Annotated in this window: 18 protein-coding genes; 8 read left to right on the plus strand and 10 right to left on the minus strand. The window is 57.6% G+C overall.

Annotated elements, in window-relative coordinates; all coding sequences use genetic code 11:
* From AB6K10_RS14380 to AB6K10_RS14395, 4 genes are all read left to right on the plus strand, one after another.
* Entirely contained in the window at positions 1-894 is an 894-nt protein-coding gene (locus AB6K10_RS14380) for a carbohydrate ABC transporter permease (protein ID WP_305946746.1), read from the plus strand.
* Positions 895-905: 11 nt separating this feature from the next.
* The gene (locus AB6K10_RS14385) at positions 906-1,178 is read left to right on the plus strand and encodes a DUF2160 domain-containing protein (RefSeq protein WP_083023748.1); all 273 of its coding nucleotides are present in this window, start codon (positions 906-908) and stop codon (positions 1,176-1,178) included.
* 82 nt (positions 1,179-1,260) lie between these two features.
* The gene (locus AB6K10_RS14390; protein ID WP_339119089.1) at positions 1,261-3,000 is read left to right on the plus strand and encodes an ABC transporter substrate-binding protein; all 1,740 of its coding nucleotides are present in this window, start codon (positions 1,261-1,263) and stop codon (positions 2,998-3,000) included.
* A gap of 124 nt (positions 3,001-3,124) precedes the next feature.
* Entirely contained in the window at positions 3,125-4,774 is a 1,650-nt protein-coding gene (locus tag AB6K10_RS14395; protein WP_339119090.1) for an FAD-dependent oxidoreductase, read from the plus strand.
* Positions 4,775-4,876: 102 nt separating this feature from the next.
* Here AB6K10_RS14395 and AB6K10_RS14400 read toward each other — a convergent pair whose 3' ends face one another.
* The 7 genes from AB6K10_RS14400 to AB6K10_RS14430 form a co-directional block, all read right to left on the minus strand.
* Positions 4,877-5,101 (minus strand): hypothetical protein, encoded by a 225-nt coding sequence (locus AB6K10_RS14400; RefSeq protein WP_159342411.1) that lies wholly within the window; start codon positions 5,099-5,101, stop codon positions 4,877-4,879.
* A gap of 604 nt (positions 5,102-5,705) precedes the next feature.
* The gene (gene glpK, locus AB6K10_RS14405; protein ID WP_339119091.1) at positions 5,706-7,190 is read right to left on the minus strand and encodes a glycerol kinase GlpK; all 1,485 of its coding nucleotides are present in this window, start codon (positions 7,188-7,190) and stop codon (positions 5,706-5,708) included.
* A gap of 149 nt (positions 7,191-7,339) precedes the next feature.
* Positions 7,340-8,098, minus strand: coding sequence for a DeoR/GlpR family transcriptional regulator (locus AB6K10_RS14410; protein ID WP_159342413.1), 759 nt, complete (start codon positions 8,096-8,098; stop codon positions 7,340-7,342).
* Between the two features lie 117 nt (positions 8,099-8,215).
* Positions 8,216-10,054: an SLC13 family permease gene (locus AB6K10_RS14415; RefSeq protein ID WP_339119092.1), complete on the minus strand. Its 1,839-nt coding sequence runs from the start codon at positions 10,052-10,054 to the stop codon at positions 8,216-8,218.
* Between the two features lie 129 nt (positions 10,055-10,183).
* On the minus strand, positions 10,184-10,987 hold the full coding sequence (locus tag AB6K10_RS14420) for an enoyl-CoA hydratase-related protein (protein ID WP_339119093.1): 804 nt from the start codon (positions 10,985-10,987) through the stop codon (positions 10,184-10,186).
* Positions 10,984-13,164 (minus strand): acetate--CoA ligase family protein, encoded by a 2,181-nt coding sequence (locus AB6K10_RS14425; protein ID WP_339119094.1) that lies wholly within the window; start codon positions 13,162-13,164, stop codon positions 10,984-10,986. Before AB6K10_RS14425 ends, AB6K10_RS14420 begins: the two co-directional genes overlap by 4 nt.
* A 72-nt stretch (positions 13,165-13,236) precedes the next feature.
* A complete protein-coding gene (locus AB6K10_RS14430) occupies positions 13,237-14,046 on the minus strand; it encodes an enoyl-CoA hydratase-related protein (RefSeq protein WP_339119095.1) in 810 nt (269 codons plus the stop codon).
* Positions 14,047-14,233: 187 nt separating this feature from the next.
* On the opposite strand from AB6K10_RS14430, the gene AB6K10_RS14435 reads away from it, so the two are divergent.
* On the plus strand, positions 14,234-15,127 hold the full coding sequence (locus AB6K10_RS14435; RefSeq protein ID WP_339119096.1) for a MurR/RpiR family transcriptional regulator: 894 nt from the start codon (positions 14,234-14,236) through the stop codon (positions 15,125-15,127).
* Positions 15,128-15,147: 20 nt separating this feature from the next.
* Here AB6K10_RS14435 and AB6K10_RS14440 read toward each other — a convergent pair whose 3' ends face one another.
* Complete coding sequence (locus tag AB6K10_RS14440; RefSeq protein ID WP_339119097.1) at positions 15,148-16,125, minus strand: NADPH:quinone reductase; 978 nt, start codon at positions 16,123-16,125, stop codon at positions 15,148-15,150.
* A 177-nt stretch (positions 16,126-16,302) separates the two neighbouring features.
* Between AB6K10_RS14440 and AB6K10_RS14445 the strand changes: the two genes are divergently transcribed.
* Both AB6K10_RS14445 and nfo read left to right on the plus strand, forming a co-directional pair.
* A complete protein-coding gene (locus tag AB6K10_RS14445) occupies positions 16,303-17,079 on the plus strand; it encodes a glycerophosphodiester phosphodiesterase family protein (RefSeq protein ID WP_339119098.1) in 777 nt (258 codons plus the stop codon).
* Between the two features lie 72 nt (positions 17,080-17,151).
* Positions 17,152-18,012 (plus strand): deoxyribonuclease IV, encoded by an 861-nt coding sequence (gene nfo, locus AB6K10_RS14450; protein WP_339119099.1) that lies wholly within the window; start codon positions 17,152-17,154, stop codon positions 18,010-18,012.
* Here nfo and AB6K10_RS14455 read toward each other — a convergent pair.
* Complete coding sequence (locus AB6K10_RS14455) at positions 17,982-18,569, minus strand: helix-turn-helix domain-containing protein (RefSeq protein WP_159342422.1); 588 nt, start codon at positions 18,567-18,569, stop codon at positions 17,982-17,984. The genes nfo and AB6K10_RS14455 overlap by 31 nt on opposite strands.
* 136 nt (positions 18,570-18,705) lie before the next feature.
* Between AB6K10_RS14455 and AB6K10_RS14460 the strand changes: the two genes are divergently transcribed.
* The gene (locus AB6K10_RS14460) at positions 18,706-19,911 is read left to right on the plus strand and encodes a benzoate/H(+) symporter BenE family transporter (RefSeq protein ID WP_339119623.1); all 1,206 of its coding nucleotides are present in this window, start codon (positions 18,706-18,708) and stop codon (positions 19,909-19,911) included.
* Between the two features lie 88 nt (positions 19,912-19,999).
* On the opposite strand, the gene AB6K10_RS14465 is transcribed toward AB6K10_RS14460, so the two are convergent.
* A complete protein-coding gene (locus AB6K10_RS14465) occupies positions 20,000-20,434 on the minus strand; it encodes a hypothetical protein (RefSeq protein ID WP_159342424.1) in 435 nt (144 codons plus the stop codon).
* Positions 20,435-20,630 lie beyond the last annotated feature (196 nt).

Below are 20,630 nucleotides of genomic sequence, written 5' to 3' on the forward strand. Positions count from 1 at the left end.
ATGTACCGCTTAGATAATGCCCAGCAGGGCGAGAAGTACAACACCATATTTAGCAGAACCACCCCGGCACAGCGCCGCAAACGTAACGCGCGCAGCCGGCTCCGTTCACGGTTTCTGCTGGGGCTCTACCTGTTTTTGATGATTCTGCCCATTTATTGGCTGTTCAACATGTCGCTGCAGACCAACAGCGAGATTCTGGGTTCCATGACGCTATGGCCCAAAAATCTGACGTTTGATAACTACATCGGCATTTTCACTAACTCCAGCTGGTACATGGGCTATGTGAATTCAATGCTGTATGTGGCGCTGAACATGCTAATCACGATTTGCGTGGCGCTGCCTGCCGCCTATGCGTTCAGCCGCTACCGTTTCATTGGCGATAAGCACCTGTTCTTCTGGCTGCTCACCAACTTGATGGCACCGCCTGCGGTATTTCTGCTGCCCTACTTCCAGCTCTACTACTCGGTAGGTTTGTTCGACACCCATATCGCCGTGGCCCTGGCCCACTGTCTGTTCAATATTCCGCTGGCGATCTGGATTCTCGAAGGTTTCATGAGCAGCGTGCCCAAAGAGATCGATGAGACAGCGTATATCGACGGCTACAGCTTTCCGCGCTTTTTTATCAAGATTTTCATTCCCATGATTCGCTCCGGTATCGGCGTCACGCTGTTCTTCCTGTTCATGTTCTCGTGGGTAGAGCTGCTGCTGGCACGTACCCTGACCGCCACCGATGCCCAACCCATCGGCATGATCATGACCCGCACCTCCACTGCCTCGGGCATCGACTGGGGAACACTGGCGGCCGCCGGTGTGCTGACCATCGTCCCAGGCATCCTGGTGGTGTACTTCGTTCGTAATCATATCGCCAAGGGCTTTGCCCTGGGCCGCACCTGAGGAGCAGCGCCATGACGTGGATGGTATGGACGACGCCGACTGCCATTTTCTTTTCATCCATTGCAGCGATGCTAGCAGGGATGACGCTGTGGGAGATCTTATCCCCCACCATCGAACGCAAGGGGTTTCTACCCATTAGCACCACCCGCGGCGACCGGCTGTTCATCGGCTTACTCTCCGCCGCGTTTATTCACCTGGGGGTGATTGGCTTCACTACGCTATCCATCTGGATAGCACTGGCACTATCAGCGGTATGGCTGCTGGTGTTGATGCGCTGGGGCTAGGCCAACGGCACGCTCAGCGGATGTACGGCGGTATCAAGGACGCTCACGTTATCAAGGAAGAGCACAACAAAACGAGGTCAACATGCGTAATAACAAGTTCAAACTCACTACCCTCGCCGCTAGCCTAATGCTCGCCTCGGGGAGCCTAATGGCAGACGACCACGACGCACGGGCAATTGCAGAGCGTTTGGTGGACGAGCATTTCCAGGACTCGACGCTCAGCCGTGAAGAGCAGATCGAAGAGCTACTGTGGTTCGCCAAGGCTGCCGAACCCTTCCGCGGTATGGATATACAGACCGTGGCCGAGGGCCTGACCACGCACGTGTACGAAAGCGAAGTGCTCGCGCCCGCGTTTAGCGAGCTGACCGGCATCAACCTGACTCATAACATCATTGGCGAAGGTGACGTGGTCGACACCATGCAGAACCAGATGCAGTCGGGCAACAGCATCTACGACGGTTTTGTAAACGACACCGACTCCATCGGCACCCATATTCGCTACGGCACTACCATCAACCTCAGCCAAGCGATGGAAAACGAGTGGGCGGACTACACCCTGCCCACGCTGGATCTGGACGACTTCATCGGCCTGCAGTATGGCACCGGCCCGGATGGCAGCCTTTACCAGCTACCCACCCAGCAATTCGCCAACCTCTACTGGTTCCGTTATGACTGGTTCCAGCGTGAAGACCTGCAAGCCCAGTTCCGTGACATCTACGGCTACGACCTAGGCGTGCCCACCAACTGGACTGCCTATGAAGATATCGCTGAGTTCTTTACCGAGCATGTCGGTGAAATCGACGGTACCAAAGTTTACGGACACATGGACTACGGCCGTCGCGACCCGTCGCTGGGTTGGCGCTTCCATGACTCCTGGCTCTCCATGGCAGGTATGGGCAGCCCCGGCGTACCTTCCGGTAACCCGGTGGATGACTGGGGTATTCGTGTCAACGAAGATAGCCAGCCGGTCGGCGCAAGCGTAAGTCGCGGGGGCGCCACCAACTCCCCCGCCTCGGTGTTTGCGATGCAGAAAGCCGTGGATTGGCTGCGTGATTTCGCACCGCCAGAAGCACAGGGCATGACCTTTGGTGAAGCTGGCCCCGTGCCCGCCCAAGGCCATATCGCTCAGCAAATCTTCTGGTATACCGCCTTTACCGCCGACATGACCGACCCGTCAGTTGCCGTGACCGACGATGAAGGCAATCCGCTGTGGCGCATGGCGCCTTCTCCCACCGGCCCCTACTGGGAAGAAGGCATGAAAGTAGGTTATCAGGACGTAGGTGCCTGGACCTTCTTCGACTCTACGCCTGAAGACCGCCGCACCGCTGCCTGGCTGTTTGCCCAGTTCACCGTGGCGAAAACCACCTCGCTGGAAAAACTGATGGCTGGCCTAACGCCGATTCGTGAGTCTGACATCTTCTCTGAGCAGATGACCGAAATGGCACCCAAACTGGGCGGTTTGGTGGAGTTCTATCGCAGTCCGAACGAATCCAACTGGACCCCCACCGGTACCAACGTACCGGACTACCCGCGCATGGCACCGCTGTGGTGGCAGAACCTGGCACCGGTCATGAGTGGCGAAGTCACCCCGCAAGAAGGTCTGGATAAGCTGGCGGCCGATATGGACAGCACCATGAACCGTTTGGCCCGCGCCAACGTCTTCGACAGCTACGCCCCGATGCTGAACGAAGAGCGTGACCCGCAGTACTGGCTTGACCAGGAAGGCGCACCCAAGCCGAAGCTGGAGAACGAAATGCCGCAAGGCACGACCGTTCCTTACGATGAAATGATGGAAGCATGGATGGCGGCCGGTACCCGCTAAGACCTGCTGGGCGGGCGCAAGCCCGCCCACTCACCGTGGTGTCATCAGCGGAGGCAGCCATGCCCTCTCCACTGGTTGAGACCGCCACCAACACGGGGCTTTTTCTTAATTAATTGGAACCGCTATGAAACTGCGTAACCGTAATGTCGAGAAATTGCACACTGATGACTTTGACGCACTGATTATCGGTGGCGGCATCAATGGTGCAGCAACCGCCGCCGCCCTGGCGGGCAAAGGTGCCAAAGTGGCCCTGATCGACCGTGGCGACTTTGCTGGCAGTACCAGCATGCACTCCTCGAACCTGGTTTGGGGCGGCATCAAATATATGGAAAGCAAAGACTTTGCGTTGGTACGTAAGCTCTGCAAAAGCCGCAACCATTTAATCAAAAGCTACCCGTCTACCGTTCAAGAAATTCGTTTCCTTACCACGATTACCAAAGGTTTCCGCCACTCTCCGCGCTATTTGTGGGCGGGCACCTGGCTTTATTGGCTAATGGGCAACGGCTTCACCAAGTTACCGCGCTTGCTCTCGCCCAAAAAGATCAAGCAAGAAGAGCCTATTATCGATATCGACGGCGCCGTTGGCGGGTTCGAGTACTCGGATGCTTACCTGCACGATAACGACGCCCGTTTCGTATTTAACTTCGTGCGCCATGCCCTCAACTACGGTGCCGTGGCGGCCAACTACGTCGAATCGTTGGGGGCCGAACGCGAAGGCGATACCTGGGTGACCAAAGCCCGCAACGTGATGGATGGCAGTACGTTCACTATTCGCTCCAAAATATTGATCAATGCAGCCGGCCCCTGGGTCGATCAGCACAATGCGCTCACGGGACAAAAAACGACGCATCAGCATCTTTATTCGAAGGGCATCCATTTGATCGTGCCGCAATTAACCAATACCAAGCGCGTATTGGCGTTTTTTGCTGACGACGGGCGGCTTTTCTTCGTGATTCCAATGGGAAACCGCACCTGCATCGGCACCACCGACACCCATATGGAGCATCCTGAGGTGGATGTCACCGCCGACGACATCGCGTTCGTTTTGGAGAACATCAACAAGCGTCTGACGCTCGACAAACCGCTCACCCAGGAGGACATCATCTCGACGCGCTGCGGCGTGCGTCCTCTGGCAATCAAAGCCGACCAGGGCAGCGACCGAGACTTCCTTCAACTATCCCGTAAACACGTCATCGATACCAACGCCGAGAGTGCCCACATCAGTATTTTCGGCGGCAAGCTCACCGACTGTTTGAACGTCGGCGACGAAATCGCCGACGAGGTGAAGCAGCTTGGCGTGTCGCTCAGCGATCCTAACTTCCACTGGTACGGCGAGCCGCCCGAAGCGGTGAAGCAGCAGTTCATGGATCAAGCCAAGCGCATGAACCTGGATGCGATGACGGCGCCAACCTCCTCGGAGCCCCTCTCCTCACGTCTGTGGCGGCGCTACGCTGAACAGGCCATCCCCATGCTGGAGAAGATCCGCCAGGACCCATCGGAAGCCGACATTTTGATCGAAGGCACCGAGTACATTCGCTGCGAGCTGGAGCATGCGCGGGATCATGAGATGATCACACAGCTGGAAGACTTCTTGCGTCGGCGAGCAAAAGTGTCACTGGTGGTTCACCACGAGCAGTTACGCCACTCTCCCGGGCTGAAAGAGGCATGTCGTGTGCTTTTTGGCGATGAGGCAGAGGCACGGTTCACCACCTACTTCGAAGAGAACCGTGACACCTCGCGGCCGCCGGAAGAGGCGTTAGGCACCCTTTCCTGATCGTTGACGCCGTTGCCCTACACGTCACCTGCCACCACGCAGCAAACAAATACCCCGGCGAGATATTACGCCGGGGTATTCGTATTCTTGGGAACGAACGGGTTACTCTTCGTGTTCTACGAGTAGTTGTGAATCGCCTGCCAGCACTTCATCCCAGGCCTCTTCCAGGGTGTAACCCAGTCGACTATCGATGGTATCGATGACTTCAACGGCATGCTGTAGCGACTCACGGTTACTCTTCAGCGCCAGCACCAGCTTGGCTAAATCTTGCTTGCTGAAAGAGCTAGCGATACGGTCGGCTTGTTGGCTCAATTCGATGCAGTTCATGGTTAGTCCCTCATGGTATGGTCAGCCGCTGCTCGTTATTGTTAGATATTTCATTAGTGAATAAACAAGCAGCCATCTTAATTAACGACGAATGGTGACGTTGCTACTCATGCTGGGCCGGGTAAGTGCCCAGTTCGGTAACTGCGAAACGGTCACAAGCGTTACAAGACCTTCGCCTTAAGCGCTCTGGTAATGCGGCAGCGCCTCGGTGTGTAGCAAGGATGAGAGCGACGTATCGGGATAACAAAACACCGCCCTGATCCATGACTTCACTATGGTTCACAGCTGTCATGCCCACAATGCATCATTGGCAGCAGGTCGGGTTGTAGCTTGACTACATAACGACCACGAAAGCGTTATCGCTGACGCAGACTTTCAAGAAGGGAGTTAAACGACTGTTTTAACAAGGCCGGAAAAAAACGACCGTAGGAACTAACGAACTTGCCAACGATAAAAAACACCCGTTGATTAAAAACGAATGCAGTTTACTCTTAAATAACGATTCCTCTATACGACCAAGGGCGATAGCTTCGTTATAAAACCGCCATAAAAAAACGCCGCTGTGTGTCAACGGCGTTCATGTTTGCGCTTTACGGTGGCCCTGTTAAGTAGAGCGCACCCGGGATACTGCATCCAACCAGCCCTGGTAGAGCTTTTCACGCGTTGCCTCTTCCATGGAGGGCGTAAAACTGCGCTCGCAGCGCCAGAGTTGCTCGATCTCCTCCAGCGTGTCGTACCAACCGAGCCGCAACCCGGCCAAATAGGCAGCCCCTAGCGCGGTGGTCTCCAGAATCGTCGGCCGATCCACCTGCACGTTGAGCATATCGGCCAAGAACTGCATGACCCAGCTATTCTTCACCATACCGCCATCGACACGCAGGTTGCCCGGTGCAGCTTCCATGTCATCGTTCATACAGTGCTGCAGGTCGCGAGTTTGATAACACACCGCCTGAAGCCCCGCCGCGACGATTTCGGCAATGCCGGTATCGCGGGTTAAACCAAAAATTGCGCCACGGGCCTTAGGGTCCCAGTGGGGCGCACCTAGCCCGGTAAAGGCTGGCACTAGATAAACGCTGTGGCCGCTGCGGGTTTTCTGGGCCAGCGCTTCGGTTTCCGAGGCATCGGCAAACAGGTTCAACCCATCCCGGAGCCATTGCACTGTTGCCCCTGCGACAAAGATGCTGCCCTCCATGGCATAGGTGGGCTTGCCGTTAATGCGGTAACCAATGGTCGTTAACAGGCGATTACGCGATACCGAGGCCGTTTCCCCGGTATTCACAATCATAAAACAGCCGGTACCGTAAGTGCTTTTACCCATGCCGGGTTTGAAGCACGCCTGCCCAACAAGCGCTGCCTGCTGGTCGCCTGCAACACCTGCAATCGGCAGTGGCACGCCCAGCCAGTGGGCTTCTACGATGCCAAAATCGTCGCTTGAATCTTTCACCTCGGGGAGCATATTGGCGGGCACGTTAAACAGTGCCAGCAGCTCGTCATCCCAAGTTTGGTGATGAATATTAAACAACGCCGTGCGCGAAGCGTTGGTGGCATCAGTCACATGTCTTTTACCGTCCGTTAAACGCCACATCAGAAAGCTATCGACGGTACCGAAAGCCAGTTCACCGCGGGCAGCGCGCTCGCGGGCACCCTCGACATTATCGAGAATCCAGGCGAGTTTGGTGGCAGAAAAATAAGGGTCGATCAACAGGCCGGTTTTTGCCTGCACGGCCTCGGTGTGCCCCTCGTCACGTAGCGCCTGACAGCGCTCGGAGGTGCGCCGGTCTTGCCACACAATGGCGTTGTAAAGCGGCTTACCGGTGGTGCGGTCCCACACCACGGTGGTCTCACGCTGGTTGGTAATGCCTACGCCATCCACTTGTTCTGGCGTTATCTTGGCTTTGCTTAACACCTCGCGGCAGGTGGCAATCACTGAATCCCAAATGTCTCCAGGATCGTGTTCGATCCACCCATCTTGCGGAAAGTGTTGAGGAAACTCTTGCTGGGCAACTGCCGCTATTTGGCCTTGGCGATCAAACAGAATCGCGCGGGAGCTGGTCGTGCCTTGATCGATGGCGAGAATAAAGGAGGACATATCGCGTTCACTTTGTTGTAGGATCTTTCGATTTTGTCTGTTTTGTTTCGTTTTATTATCATTCAAGGCTACTCCAGGCGTCTGGAATGCTCAAGTATGAAACTCTTCCATCTTAGCCATAGCGCTCCTGAGCGGTGTTGTAGCAGGCGCTAAGCAATGTGCAGTGCAACATCGTGTTGGGTGAGCAGTCGCTGAATCGCCTCGGGGGGCTTGCGGTCGGTAAACAGCGCATCCAACTGGGAGATATTGCCCTGACGCACCACCGGGTTACGGTGGAACTTCGAGTAGTCGGCGGCTAGATACACCCGCCGGGAGTTAGCAATGATCGCCTGGGCAACGCGCACCTCTTGATAATCGAACTCCAGCAGCGAGCCATCCTCGTCGATGCCGCTGATCCCGATGATGCCGTAATCCACTTTGAACTGATTGATGAAGTCGATGGTGGCCTCACCAATGATTCCGCCATCCCGAGAGCGTACCTGCCCGCCCGCAATGATCACGGTGAAGTCCTCTTTATGCTGCAGAATCGCCGCCACGTTCAAGTTATTGGTAATGATCTCCAGCCCTTGATGCTCTAAAAGCGCCTGGGCGATCATCTCGTTACTGGTCCCGATATTGATGAACAGAGACGCGTGGTGAGGAATGTGTTGCGCTAAGCACCGGGCAATGCGCTCTTTCTCTTCGAGATGCAGGGTTTTACGGGTGCTATAAGCAGTATTCACCGTGCTGGACTCTACCCCAACGCCGCCGTGAACCCGACGCACGCGGCCGTCGTTGGCCAACGTGTTCAAGTCCCGACGAATGGTTTGGGGCGTGACCGCGAAGTGTTCGGTGAGCTGTTCGATGCTCATATAGCCGTGCTGGCGAACCAGTTCGACGATGGCATCCTGGCGGTACTGTTGGTTCATAAGCCCGGCCTGTTCGATATTTGTTGGTCTATGTGCGTTATAGATTAGCAAAATTTTCGGAATCTAATAGCGCGAACATTCGAACAGGCCGATGTTTGGCGTGGCCTTACAGCTAGGTTATAGCGGCCACACCCACAGAATGGCGGGAATGGCCGCCGCCATGACCACCAGCGATAGCGGCAACCCCAGCTTCCAATAATCACCAAACCGGTAGCCACCGGGGCCTAACATCAGGGTATTCGACTGATGCCCAATCGGGGTTAAAAACGCACAGGAAGCGCTGACAGCCACCACCATCAAGAACGGGTCCAACGAGGCATCGAAGCCGTTGGCGAGGCTGGCCGCAATGGGCGCCATCAGCAAAGCGGCGGCTGCGTTGTTGACCACGTTGGAGAGCAGCATGGAGAGCAGAAACAGTCCCACCAAGGAGACGATAATCGGCCACTCCACGCCAAAGCGCAGCAGCGCCTCGGCTATGATATCCGCACCGCCGCTGGTTTCCAGCGCTTCGCCCACGGGCAGCATGGCGGCAAGCAAGACGATCACCGGGCCATCGATGGCTTGATAGCCATCCCTCAACGGCAGTACGCCAATCAGCAGCGACACCAGCGCGGCGGTGCTCATGGCGACGGCAGCGGGCAGCAGATCGAACAGCATCGCGACGATCGCCAAGGCGAAAATACCCACCGACATGGCCAATTTTCGCGGCTGACCCAGATGCAGCTCACGGTTGGCCAGCGGCAGGCAGCCGAGGGTCGATAGGCTATCGGCGATTTCGTTCTCACTGCCCTGAAGCAGCAACACGTCACCGGTTTGAAAACGAATGTCTCGCAGTCGCTGCTTCAAGCGGCCACCGTCACGGGCCACGGCCACTAAATGCAAGCCAAACTGATGGTTGAGGCGCAGCTGCCGCACGCTACGATTGATCATCATCGAATCGTTACGCACGACGGCTTCGATGAGCTGTAACCCTTCGGTATCGACCGGCTGACGCTCATCGCCCTTCTCCGCATCCTCGCGCTGCTCCTGTCCGTCCTCTGGCTCTTCGGGTTCGGCAATGGCGCTAAGACCCACTTTGTCCTCCAGCAGCTTCAGCTCGTCGGGGCCGGCTTCCAGCAGCAGGATGTCGCCCTCACGAAGCACGCCATGAAACTGGTAGCCCGCTCGACGGTTGTCTTCACGAACCACCGCCAAAACGGGAATGGTTTCCTCGAGCTCATCGCGCAACTGCTGCAGGGTCAGCCCGTTGGCCTTGGAGTCCTCGGTCACTTTTAACTCAACCAGATAGTTAGCCGTATCGAACATGTCATCCGCTGCCGCTTGGCTACTGCGCTTGGGCGTCAATCGCCAGCCCACCAGCACGATAAATGCCAAGCCAACGAGTGCCACCACTATGCCCACTGGTGAGAAACTAAACATGCCAAAGTTGTCGCCGGTAATATTGCCCCGGTAAGTGGAAATAATGATGTTAGGCGGCGTCCCGATCAGCGTGGTCAAGCCACCCAGGAGCGACCCAAACGCTAGCGGCATCAACAGCAGCGAAGGAGAGGTATTGTGTTCACGGGCAAGCCGCATGGCCACCGGCAGCAGCAGCGCCAGCGCCCCTACGTTATTCATCACGCCAGACAGCACAACGACCGTACCCACCAGTACGAGCAGTTGCAGCATTAAGCGCTCACCCACTTTGAGCACCTGATTGGCGATGACATCCACCACGCCGGAGCGCTCAAAACCACGGCTTAACACCAGCACCGCTGCCACGGTAATCACCGCAGGATGGCCAAAGCCTGCAAAGGCGTCATCCGCAGGCACCAGCCCAAGCATTACCGAACCTAGCAGGGCCGCCAAGGCGACCAAATCGTAGCGAAACCGACCCCAGATAAAGGCCACCAGCGTAAGCCCCAGCACGATAAACACCAGCGTGCTGGGGGTCAGTCCTAAACTTTCCAGAGTCATTCGCGTGCCATCTCCCTATGTTCTCGCTCCTCTTCCCTGACACGGAAAGTATGGAGTGTTCAGCATCACATTAGGCGATGACTATACAGCCGTACAAGCACTGAAAAATAGGAAAAAATAGCGCGCGGGTTAGCGTTTCATTCGTGCCAGTAACCGCTCGACGGCTTCTAGATGTTCCGGTTCGTTATGGCACATGCCTTGGAACACGGCGCACACATCCAGAAACGGCTTTAGCTCCATATCCGGGGCCATTTTCATGAGCCGCTTGGTGAGGCGTGTCGCTTTCGGCGGCTGGGCCGCGATGCGGTTGGCATGGGCCAGTGCGGCTTCCATCAGTTGCTCCGGCTCCACGACTTCCAGCACTACACCGTAGGCAAGCGCTTCATCAGCGCTGATCACCCGGCCTGACAGGGTTAGCTCAAAGGCACGCTGGTAGCCAATTTGGCGCTGCATAAACCACGCCCCGCCATCGCCGGGGATGATGCCTAAATTAAGAAACGTCTCCCCAAAGCTCGCCTTGCGGGACGCAATACGCAGATCCGCCATATTGGCCAAATCAAACCCGGCACCAATCGCTGCCCCGTTCACAGCGGCGATGATGGGCACTTCTACCTGATGAAGTGCCAGGGGCATTCGCTGAATCCCTTGCCGATAGCGCTCAGCGACTTCGGCTACGTCCCCCGCAAAGTCGCCGCTGCGTTCGGCCATGTCTTTTACATTACCCCCGGCACAGAAAGCGCTCCCCGCACCGGTGATCACCAAAACCGAGACGTTCTGGCAACGGTTCACCCATGCGGCGGTAGCGACGATATCATCCACCAGCGCCGTGCCGGTGAGCGCATTGCGCACGTCGTGGCGGTTAAGCGTGAGCGTTGCCACACGGTTTTCCAGCGTTAGGGTAGCGTCGGTTAATTCAGGTAGCGTTTGGCTCATGATTGGCGCTCCACGATGATTCGTGCATCGACGATGGCATAGTTAGCGGCAGAATAGCCTTCCGGATAGGCAATCACCGGGTTCAAGTCTAGCTCGCTAATCTCCGGGTAGGACTCCACCAATTGGGATACCTGCATCAGCAGTGACACCAGCGCCTGCTTATCGACACCCGCCGCCCCGCGCACCCCCGCCAGCACTTTTTGCGCTTTAATTTGATCGACCATGGACTGCGCGTCGCGCAGGGTCAGCGGCAGCGAGCGGAAGGCCACGTCTTCGAGCACCTCCACGAAGATGCCACCCAAGCCAAACATCAGCACCGGGCCGAAAATCGGGTCGCGGAGCATGCCGATAATCACCTCAACGCCCTTCTCCGCCATTGGCGTGACCAGCACGCCCTCTATCTGGGCGTTCGGGTCGTAAGCCTGGGCGTTTGAGTGAATGGCCTGAAAGGCATCGCGCAGTGGGGCGTCACCCACCAGGTTGAGCTTGACGCCGCCCGCGTCGGATTTATGCAGAATATCTTTCGAGACCACCTTCATCGCCAGCGGTCTGCCCTGCGTGCGCTGGGCGATCTCGGCGAGTTCGCCCTCACGACGCACCAGCCACTCCTCGGGCACTGCGATGCCGTGCTCCGCCAGCAGTGATTTCGCTTCAAATTCCAGTAAGTCGCGCCCTTCCGCCTTGGCCGCTTTTAGCATGGCCTTGCCTGTTTCCGATGGCGCGGCGGGCGTTATCGTCTCCTGCACTTGTTGGCTGGCTAGGTACTCCCCTCGCTCACCTGAGGCAGCAAGCACGCGCACCGCATGCTCAATCGAGGAATACACCGGCAAACCGGCTTCGTGTAAACGGCGCAGCGCAGGCGGTTTGATGGGTGCGTAGAGGCTGTAAATTACCAGCGGTTTCTCAGAGGCTTGAGCAAGCTCTACCATGCGCTCCGCGCCACGCATCTCGTCGCCCATCAGCGACTCCGCAAAACGCAGGCTATACCCGCCGAACATGCCGACCAGGAAGACGCTATCGACGCCTTCATCCGCCATCACCAGCTCAATGCAGCGGGCCAGCAGCGAGGGGTTCGCATCTGAGGAGCCCGCCACGTCCACTGGGTTAAGGGTAGATGCCTGAGGCAGTAACACTTCGCGCAGTGCAGAGCGGGTAGCGTCAGAAAGCTCGGCCAGCGTCAGGCCCGCTTCAGATAAACGATCGGCGGCAATCGTGGCTTGGCCGCCGCCGTCAGAAATCACCGCCACGCGCTTACCGGGGGCTTTTTGCAGCCGCCCTAGCCCTTCCGCCACGGGAAGGATTTCATCGGAGTACTGCACCACGCTAACGCCTGCCTGGCGCAGCAGGTCTACAGTCATTTGGTAGCTACCGGCCAACGCACCGGTATGGGAGCTGGCGGCTTTTTGGCCCTGCTCGGTGGCACCGGATTTATACACCACTACCGGCTTCATGGCGGTCACGTCACGGGCCACTTTCAGAAACTGCTGCCCATCACGGAAGCCTTCCACGTAGAGCGTCGCCACACGGGTATGCTCGTCTTCGCCTAGGTAGCGCAGGTAATCGTTAAAGCCGATATCACTCTGATTGCCCGGGCCAACGTAGGTGCTAAACCCCACCTGCCCATTGTGCTGGGCCTCCAGCGCCAGGGAGAGCAGCATATTGCCGGATTGGGAAACAATACCGATATCGCCCGGTTTGACGTTCTCCAGCGCCAGCAAGTTGATCTGATGGTGCAGGTTAAACATGCCGGAAGTATTCGGGCCGATAATACGCACACCGTGGGCACGGGCGGCCTCCATCGTTTGTGCCTCCAATGCCGCACCCGCTTCACCGGTTTCGCCAAACCCGCTGGCCAGAATCACCGCCCCTTTCACACCCCGGCGGCCACACTCGGCAATCAGCGCAGGCACGGTGGCGGCAGGCGTACACAGCAGCGCAAGCTCGGGGTTGCCCGGCATCTCGGCAATAGAGGGCCATGCCTTCACACCTAGAATATGATCGGCTTTTGGGTTGATCGGGTAGATGCTCCCCCTGTAGCCGCCGTTGATCAGCCCGACCATGGCTTTATAGCCCCGCTTGGTCGGGTCCGCAGAGGCTCCGACGATGGCAATGCCGGTGGGGGCTAAGATGTCGTGCAGCGGGCTGCGAATTGGAAGATGACCTTCGATAGTGTTCATGGCGTAACCTGTTTGACAAAGAAGTGCGCGACGGCTTGATTCAGAACTCGTTACTAAGGGTTAAGACCACACTCATTGGCCCTGAAAATTCGGCGTGCGCCGCTCGGCAAAAGCATCGACCCCCTCTTGCCAGTCGTCGGTGGTGGAGCAGGTAAACACCGCATCCAGCTCCTGCTGCAGCTGGCTCTCCATGCTGGTATGGGCGCTGCGATTGATCAGCGGCTTGAGCATCGCCATGGAGACTGGCGCCTGCTTGGCAAGCCGCTCGGCGAGTGTTTGCGCTTCGGCCATCAGCTGCGCTTGGGGGTAGCTGGCCAGCGCCAAGCCGATCCTGGCGGCTTCTAGCCCATCAATTTTGTCGCCTAAATAGAGTAAGCGCCGGGCTTGGGTAAGCCCCACCAGTTGAGGCAGCAGTTTTGAAACACCGCCGCCCACGCAAGTGCCAATACTGGTTTCTGGAAAACCAATCTGCGCCTCGTCAGCCATCACGATAAAATCGCAGGAGACCGCCATCTCCGCGCCAGCTCCCAGCGCATAGCCGTTCACGGCTGCTACCACCGGCTTACTGAGTTTGGCGATGGCTTCGCATACGTCGTTGCCCAGCTGCAAATAGGCCCGGCGCTGAAACAGCGTGCGCTTAGCGCTGCCGTGGGCCTTCATATCGGCACCGACACAAAACGCGCGCCCTTCACCGGTCAGCACCACCGCCCTGACCTGAGGCGACTGCTGCGCTATTCGCAGTACATCCAGCAGCTCTTGGTAGAGCGCCTCAACAACGGCGTTGAGGCGCTGCGGGCGATTCAGTCGTACGGTCATCACGCGGGCATTCAAGCTCACCAGCAGCGTTTCATAATTGGGCAGCGCAGTAGCGTCAGCAGGCATGGTGCTTTTTCTAACCTCCTTGGATCAGTCGTCAAAACTTAACGAAACGTTTGTTTCTTTATTTCAAATAAAAAGAAACGAATGTGTTTTTTTGAACGATAGAGTAGTCGCTGGGACGACGTCAATACATCTGTAGCAAAAACATTTATCATTGGCACAAATGTTTTATTTTCATAGAGAGGGTGCCATGCCAGACAACGCCACTCACGCCACCAGCCTGGACAGCATTCACCAGCAGCTAGCCGAGAGCTATGCAGCGCTTAGCCCACAGCTCAAGCGCGCCGCCAGCTACGTGCTGGAACATCCTGCAGAGATGGCGTTTCAGTCGATCCGCAAAACGGCTCAGGCGGCATCCGTCACTCCTTCCACCCTGGTCAGACTAGCCAAGCGGCTTGGGTTCGAGAGCTACGAGCCGTTTCGGGAAGTGTTTCAATCGGCGGTACAGGCAGCGCCGGTGGAGCTATCCGGCCGCGCCAGCCAGCTGAAGCAGCAGCACCGAAACCCAGAAGCGGCGCTGTTTGCGGAGGTAGGGGACGCTGCCTTCGATAATATTGGCAGGCTGTTTACGGCGGATAACCAAACGCGAGTCAAAGAGGCCGCCGAGCGAATCTTGGCCGCGCGGCGAGTCGCCGTGGTCGGGTTTCGCGACACCTTCGCCTGCGCGTACCACTTTGCCTACGTGGGGCGCATTGCGATGCCGGAAGTGACGCTCATTCGCGGACAGGAGGGAGGCTTGCTCACCGAGTTGGCCCCGTTCAACGAGCAGGATGTGGTGGTGGCGTTTGGTTTTGAACCCTACTGCGCCGAGACGGTGAAGGCGCTGGAGATTACTCGCGCCAACGGCGTGCAGGCAATTGTGATTACCGACACGCTGCGCTCGCCGCTGGTGCCGGGGGCCAGCGTAACGTTTACCGTTGCCAACGCTACGCCGCACTTTTTCCCGTCGATATTAGCGGCAATTACGCTCAGCGAAGCGATTTTGGCGGAGTGCGTGGCATTCGGCCCCGACCAGCTGGTCGATAACGTGACCCGCTTTGAGAGCCGAATGCGTCAGTTGGGTGCTTATATCGATATCGAGTAAGTGTCGATATTGAGTAAGCGTTACGGCAGCAGAATCGTGGAGCCGGTAGTTTTACGGCTCTGCAGCGCATCCTGAGCCTTACCGGCGTCTTGCAGCGGGTAGCGGTTGGCCACGTCGATGTGGATTTTGCCGCTCTCGATCATGGCGAAAAACTCTTCGCACATCATTTCCAGGCGCTCACGGGTGTCGGCGTAGCCGTTCAGGCTTGGGCGAGTCACAAACAGCGCGCCTTTTTGGTTCAAAATACCGATATTCACGCCATCCACAGGGCCAGAAGAGTTGCCGAAACTCACCATCAGCGAACGGGGCTTCAAGCAGTCCAGCGACATTTCCCAGGTGTCTTTACCCACCGAGTCATACACCACGTCACACATCTCGCCGTTGGTCAGCTCGCGCACCCGCTCCACCACGTTCTCTTCGGTGTAGTTGATGGTCGCCCATGCACCGTTGGCCATGGCTAGGTCGGCTTTTTCCTGAGAGCTCACCGTACCAATCAGCTTCACGCCCAGCGCTTTAGCCCACTGGCAGGCAATGGAGCCAACGCCCCCGGCCGCCGCGTGGAACAGAATGGTCTCACCGCCTTTAAGCTCATAGGTTTGACGCAGCAGATACTGCACCGTTAAGCCTTTCAGCAGGCTGGCGGCAGCGGTGTCGAAATCGATATAATCCGGCAGTTTGACGACTTTGGACGCAGGCAGCGTGTGCAGTTCGGCGTATGCGCCCAGCGGGCCTTGGGCGTAAGCCACCCGGTCACCCACTTTGAGATGCGTGACGCCCTCACCGACCGCATCCACAATGCCCGCGCCTTCGGTGCCTAACCCTGTTGGCATGGCGGGCGCGGGGTAAAGTCCCGTGCGGAAGTAGATATCGATAAAGTTTAGCCCCACCGCTTTGTTAGCGATGCGCACTTCACCGGCAGCGGGGGCGGCAGGTTCGACATCGACCCACTCCAATACCTCTGACCCACCGGTGTTAGCAAGCTGGATACGCTTAGACATCAATGACACTCCTGTTGTTAATTATTGGACATACCCTGCGCGCTATCCAACCGCGTTGGGCGTCATTAATCAAGCCATTAGCTCACTAGGCCGACACGTCGTCGTCATGCACCCATGCTAAACTTGGCAACATTGTGCTTCATGACGCTCAATTGGCGATCACTACACGGAGTGGCTATGACCCATCCCGCAATTTCTGTCCCCACGCTCATCGCCCACCGCGGCTACTCCGCTGCCGCGCCCGAAAATACCCTCGCAGCCGTACGCGCCGCCCACCAAGCAGGCGCAACCTGGGTGGAATTGGATGTACAGCTGCTGAAGGATGATACACCGGTCATCTGGCACGATGGCGACGTTCGCCGCTGCTCGGATGGCCGTGGCGAGCTCGCCAACCTGACATGGCAGCAGGCACAGCAGTTAGATGTGGGCAGTTGGTTTGGTGACCGCTTTGCGGGGGAAAAGATGGCCAGCCTGGAGGCTATGCTCGCCCTGCTCAACGAGCTGGAGATGGGCGTTAACCTAGAAATCAAGGTCAACAAAGGGCGTGACCCCATCCGCTTGGTGGACGTGGTACTGCCTGCTGTTCTAGCCGCCCTACCCCCTGAGCGGCTATTGATCTCGTCGTTTGACCCCGTAGCCTTAGCCCACTGCCGCCAACATGCCCCTAAAGAGGCCCTGGCGTTAGGCGCGCTGTTTGGCAGTGTGCCCAAAAACTGGCGCGAACAGTGCGAAGCGGTCGAGGCGTTTAGTATTCACCCGCATTGGCCGCGGCTTAAACAGACCCAGGCCGCCGCCATGTGCCGCGACGGTTACCAAATTCTTTGCTACACCGCCAACGATCCCAGCGCGTTTGATAGCCGCTGGGCCTGGGGCATTGCCAGCGCCATTACCGATGAACCTGCTGCCTTTAAACGCTACCTAGACAACCGCCAGCGCGCAGGCCAGCCTGCTTAACCTGTTTAACCTGCTTAAACTTAAGCAATGACACTGGGGCAACGTCGCTGAGACAACATGATAAGGAGAACGATGAACTATCTTGGTGCGCACGTTAGCGCGGCGGGCGGCGCGGATCAGGCCGTCCTTCGTGCTGTTGATATCGGTGCAACGGCGTTTGCGCTGTTCACCAAAAACCAGCGTCAGTGGAAGGGGAAACCGCTAACTGACGAGGCCATTTCGGCCTTCAAGCAGGCCTGCAAAACCCACGGCTTTGGCCCTGAGCAGATTCTGCCCCACGACAGTTACTTGATTAACCTGGGCCACCCAGAAGCCGAGGGGCTGGCCAAGTCCCGCGCGGCGTTTTTGGATGAGATGCAGCGCTGCGAGCAACTAGGGCTGACGCTGCTCAACTTTCATCCCGGCAGCCACCTGAACAAAATCAGCGAAGTCGAGTGCCTGGCGCGCATTGCCGACTCCATCAATGAAGCGCTGGCTGACACCCGGGGCGTGACCGCCGTGATCGAAAACACCGCGGGTCAAGGCACCAACCTCGGCTGGCGTTTTGAGCACTTGGCCGAGATTATCGATCAGGTGGAGGAAAAATCCCGGGTGGGCGTGTGTATCGATACCTGCCACGCTTTCGCTGCCGGGTACGACCTCCGCACCCGCGATGCGACACAGGCCACCCTGGACGAGCTTGGCAAGGTCGTAGGTTTTGAGTACTTGCGCGGCATGCACTTGAACGATGCCAAAAGCGCCTTTGCCAGCCGCGTTGACCGCCACCACAGCCTAGGTAAGGGCAATATCGGGCTAGATGCCTTTAGCACCATTATGCAAGACGAGCGCATCCACGGCATTCCGATGATTTTAGAGACCATCGAACCCGAGATATGGGCCGACGAACTCAACTGGCTGCGCGCTCAAGTGCCAGAGGCCGCGCCGGGCAAGTAGTGAATCACATCGTGAAAACGTAATCGCGTCGCAGTGTTATTGCGCATGGCGTGGGGCCGGTCAGCAAAAAAGCGCAGCCCCTCGCCTGCCCGAAGCGTCTGCCAGCGCTCGTCAATACGCAGTTCCATCTCTCCTTCCACCACCACGATGTGCTCCACCACCCCGCTAGCGTGGGCCGACGATTCACTGAGCGCCCCTGGTGCGAGTTCGATCATGAACATCTCGAAACCCAGCAGCGGGTCGTAAGGAAACAGCAGCCGCGCCTGCATACCGGCGCTGTCGTCGCCCCATACCGACTCCCAGCCATCCCGGTGCAGTTCCCCTAATGCGGGCTTGTCACTGTCAAACAGCGTCGAAAACGACACCCGAAAGCCGCTGGCAATCTTCCAGAGCGTCGAGACCGTCGGGCTGGACTCGCCCCGCTCGATCTGGCCGAGCATCGCTTTGCTCACCCCGGTTTCACCGGCGGCACGATCCAGGCTCCAGCCACGCTCTTTGCGCAGTTGCCGCACCGTCCCCGCAATATGTTCCGCAATGGTGTGTGGCTCACTGGCCATGGGCTTCTCCTGACTACCGCTTTGAAAATTGTGACACAGCCTGCTGCCCCTATTGTGCGCTATAACGCACAGTGGTAACGTGAAAGACGTGCGCTATAACGCACATCTTGCCATTACCGCTTGGGAGAGGCCACCCATGGAAGCGCCATCCACCTGTCACGACTCCGCTGCGCCCAGTCTTTGGCGCGATATTAGTTTGTCTACGGTCATTGCGGGCTTCGTCGCCGTGGTGATTGGCTATACCAGCTCGGCGGCGATTATTTTCCAAGCGGCGGCCGCCGCAGGGGCCAGCACGGCGCAAATCAGCTCATGGCTGTGGGCGCTAGGCATTGGGATGGGCTTGACCTCGCTGGGGCTGTCGCTGCGCTACCAGATGCCGCTATTAACGGCGTGGTCGACACCGGGAGCGGCGTTTCTGGCGACGAGCCTACCTGGCATTCCTATCGAAGAAGCCATTGGTGCGTTTCTGTTCTCAGCGCTACTGATCACCTTATGCGGGGTCACGGGGCTGTTTGAGCGCTTGATGCGCCACATCCCCAGCGCCATTGCTTCCGCTATGCTGGCCGGTATTCTGCTGCGCTTTGGACTTGACCTTTTTAACGTGATGGAGCGTCAGTGGCTGCTGCCGCTAGCCATGCTGGCCGCCTGGGTCGCAGGCAGGCGTTTATGGCCCACGCTGGCAGTGCCGGGGGTGCTACTCACCGGCGTGGCTGTTGCCCTGTTACAAGGCCAAATCAGCACGCAAGGGATACCCCTCACGCCCACGCTACCGGTTTTTACCGCCCCCGCGTTCAACCCAATGACACTGCTGAGTATTGGCGTACCGCTGTTCGTGATTACCATGGCGACTCAAAATCTGCCCGGCGTGGCGGTACTGCGGGCAGCAGGCTACCATCCCAACAGCTCGCCGCTGATCGCCTGGACAGGCGGCGCTACGCTGCTGCTCGCACCGTTTGGTGGTTACGCGCTCAATATGGCCGCTATTAGCGCCGCCGTGTGCATGGGGCCGGATGCTCATCCCAACCCCAAACGGCGCTATACCGCAGGTGTTGCCGCAGGCGTTTTTTATATGACGATGGGCGTTTTTGGTGCCACGGTGACAGGCATTTTTAACGCCCTGCCCAGCGCTCTCGTCTTGGCACTGGCAGGTATTGCGCTGCTGGGTACTCTAAGCGGCGGTTTATCAGGCGCATTTGAAAAAAGCGAACAGCGCGATGCGGCCATCGTGACGTTTTTGCTGACCGGTTCGGGCATTACGCTGCTTGGAATAGGAGGAGCCTTTTGGGGCTTGGTGGCTGGCTTAGCGGTATTGAAAATCATCACAGCGAAAGCAGCATCCTAAAAAGCTGTGCAGCAATACATAAAGGCCCCTGGCAGGTTAACCTACCAGGGGCGTTTAAGACATCCGTTCAGATAAAGACGCCAACCCACTACATCGTGGCCAGCCGCTCTTCATCCAACACGCCGGACATCCGCACCATGGCCAGCGCTTCATCCAAGCTGCCCATCTCCTCGATCACCAGCAACTCGTTCTCCAAGCTCACCGGTTGACCTGCTTTATCCGACAGCAGCTTCTCCAGGGAGGCCACGTCCATAGCGTCGTCTAAGTGGTGAATATCGACCGATGCGCTACTCGCGCTAGGCAGGTAGATAGTGCCATTAGAGAAATCCACGGCGTAGGCAATCACCCCGGGTACGATGAAAAACAGCAGACCCACACCGTTGGCAATCGCCACCACCGGGTCAACATCACCGCTCATTTGCCCCTTCCGCTCGGGATAAAACATGGTACCGCAACCGCTCAATGCCACAATGGAGACACCTACAACGGCCCCCGTTAACCAACGGCGAACTGCTTGCTGCATGGAGGTTCCCTCAAAATCTTGACGTACCGATAGCCGAAGCGATGTGCGTTGTTGTGGTCGAATCAGCGGCTACCGACTCAAAAGCCGCTCGATTCTAGCACACTTCCCATGCGGCACACCCTCGACAGGTTCGTTAGGATTTTGCCGCCTTACCCGCTTGGCCGTACAATGCCGAATTCAACGCTCGATTAAGCGC

The organism is Halomonas sp. BMC6 (assembly GCF_964204995.1).
In the GTDB taxonomy this organism is placed as follows: domain Bacteria; phylum Pseudomonadota; class Gammaproteobacteria; order Pseudomonadales; family Halomonadaceae; genus Vreelandella.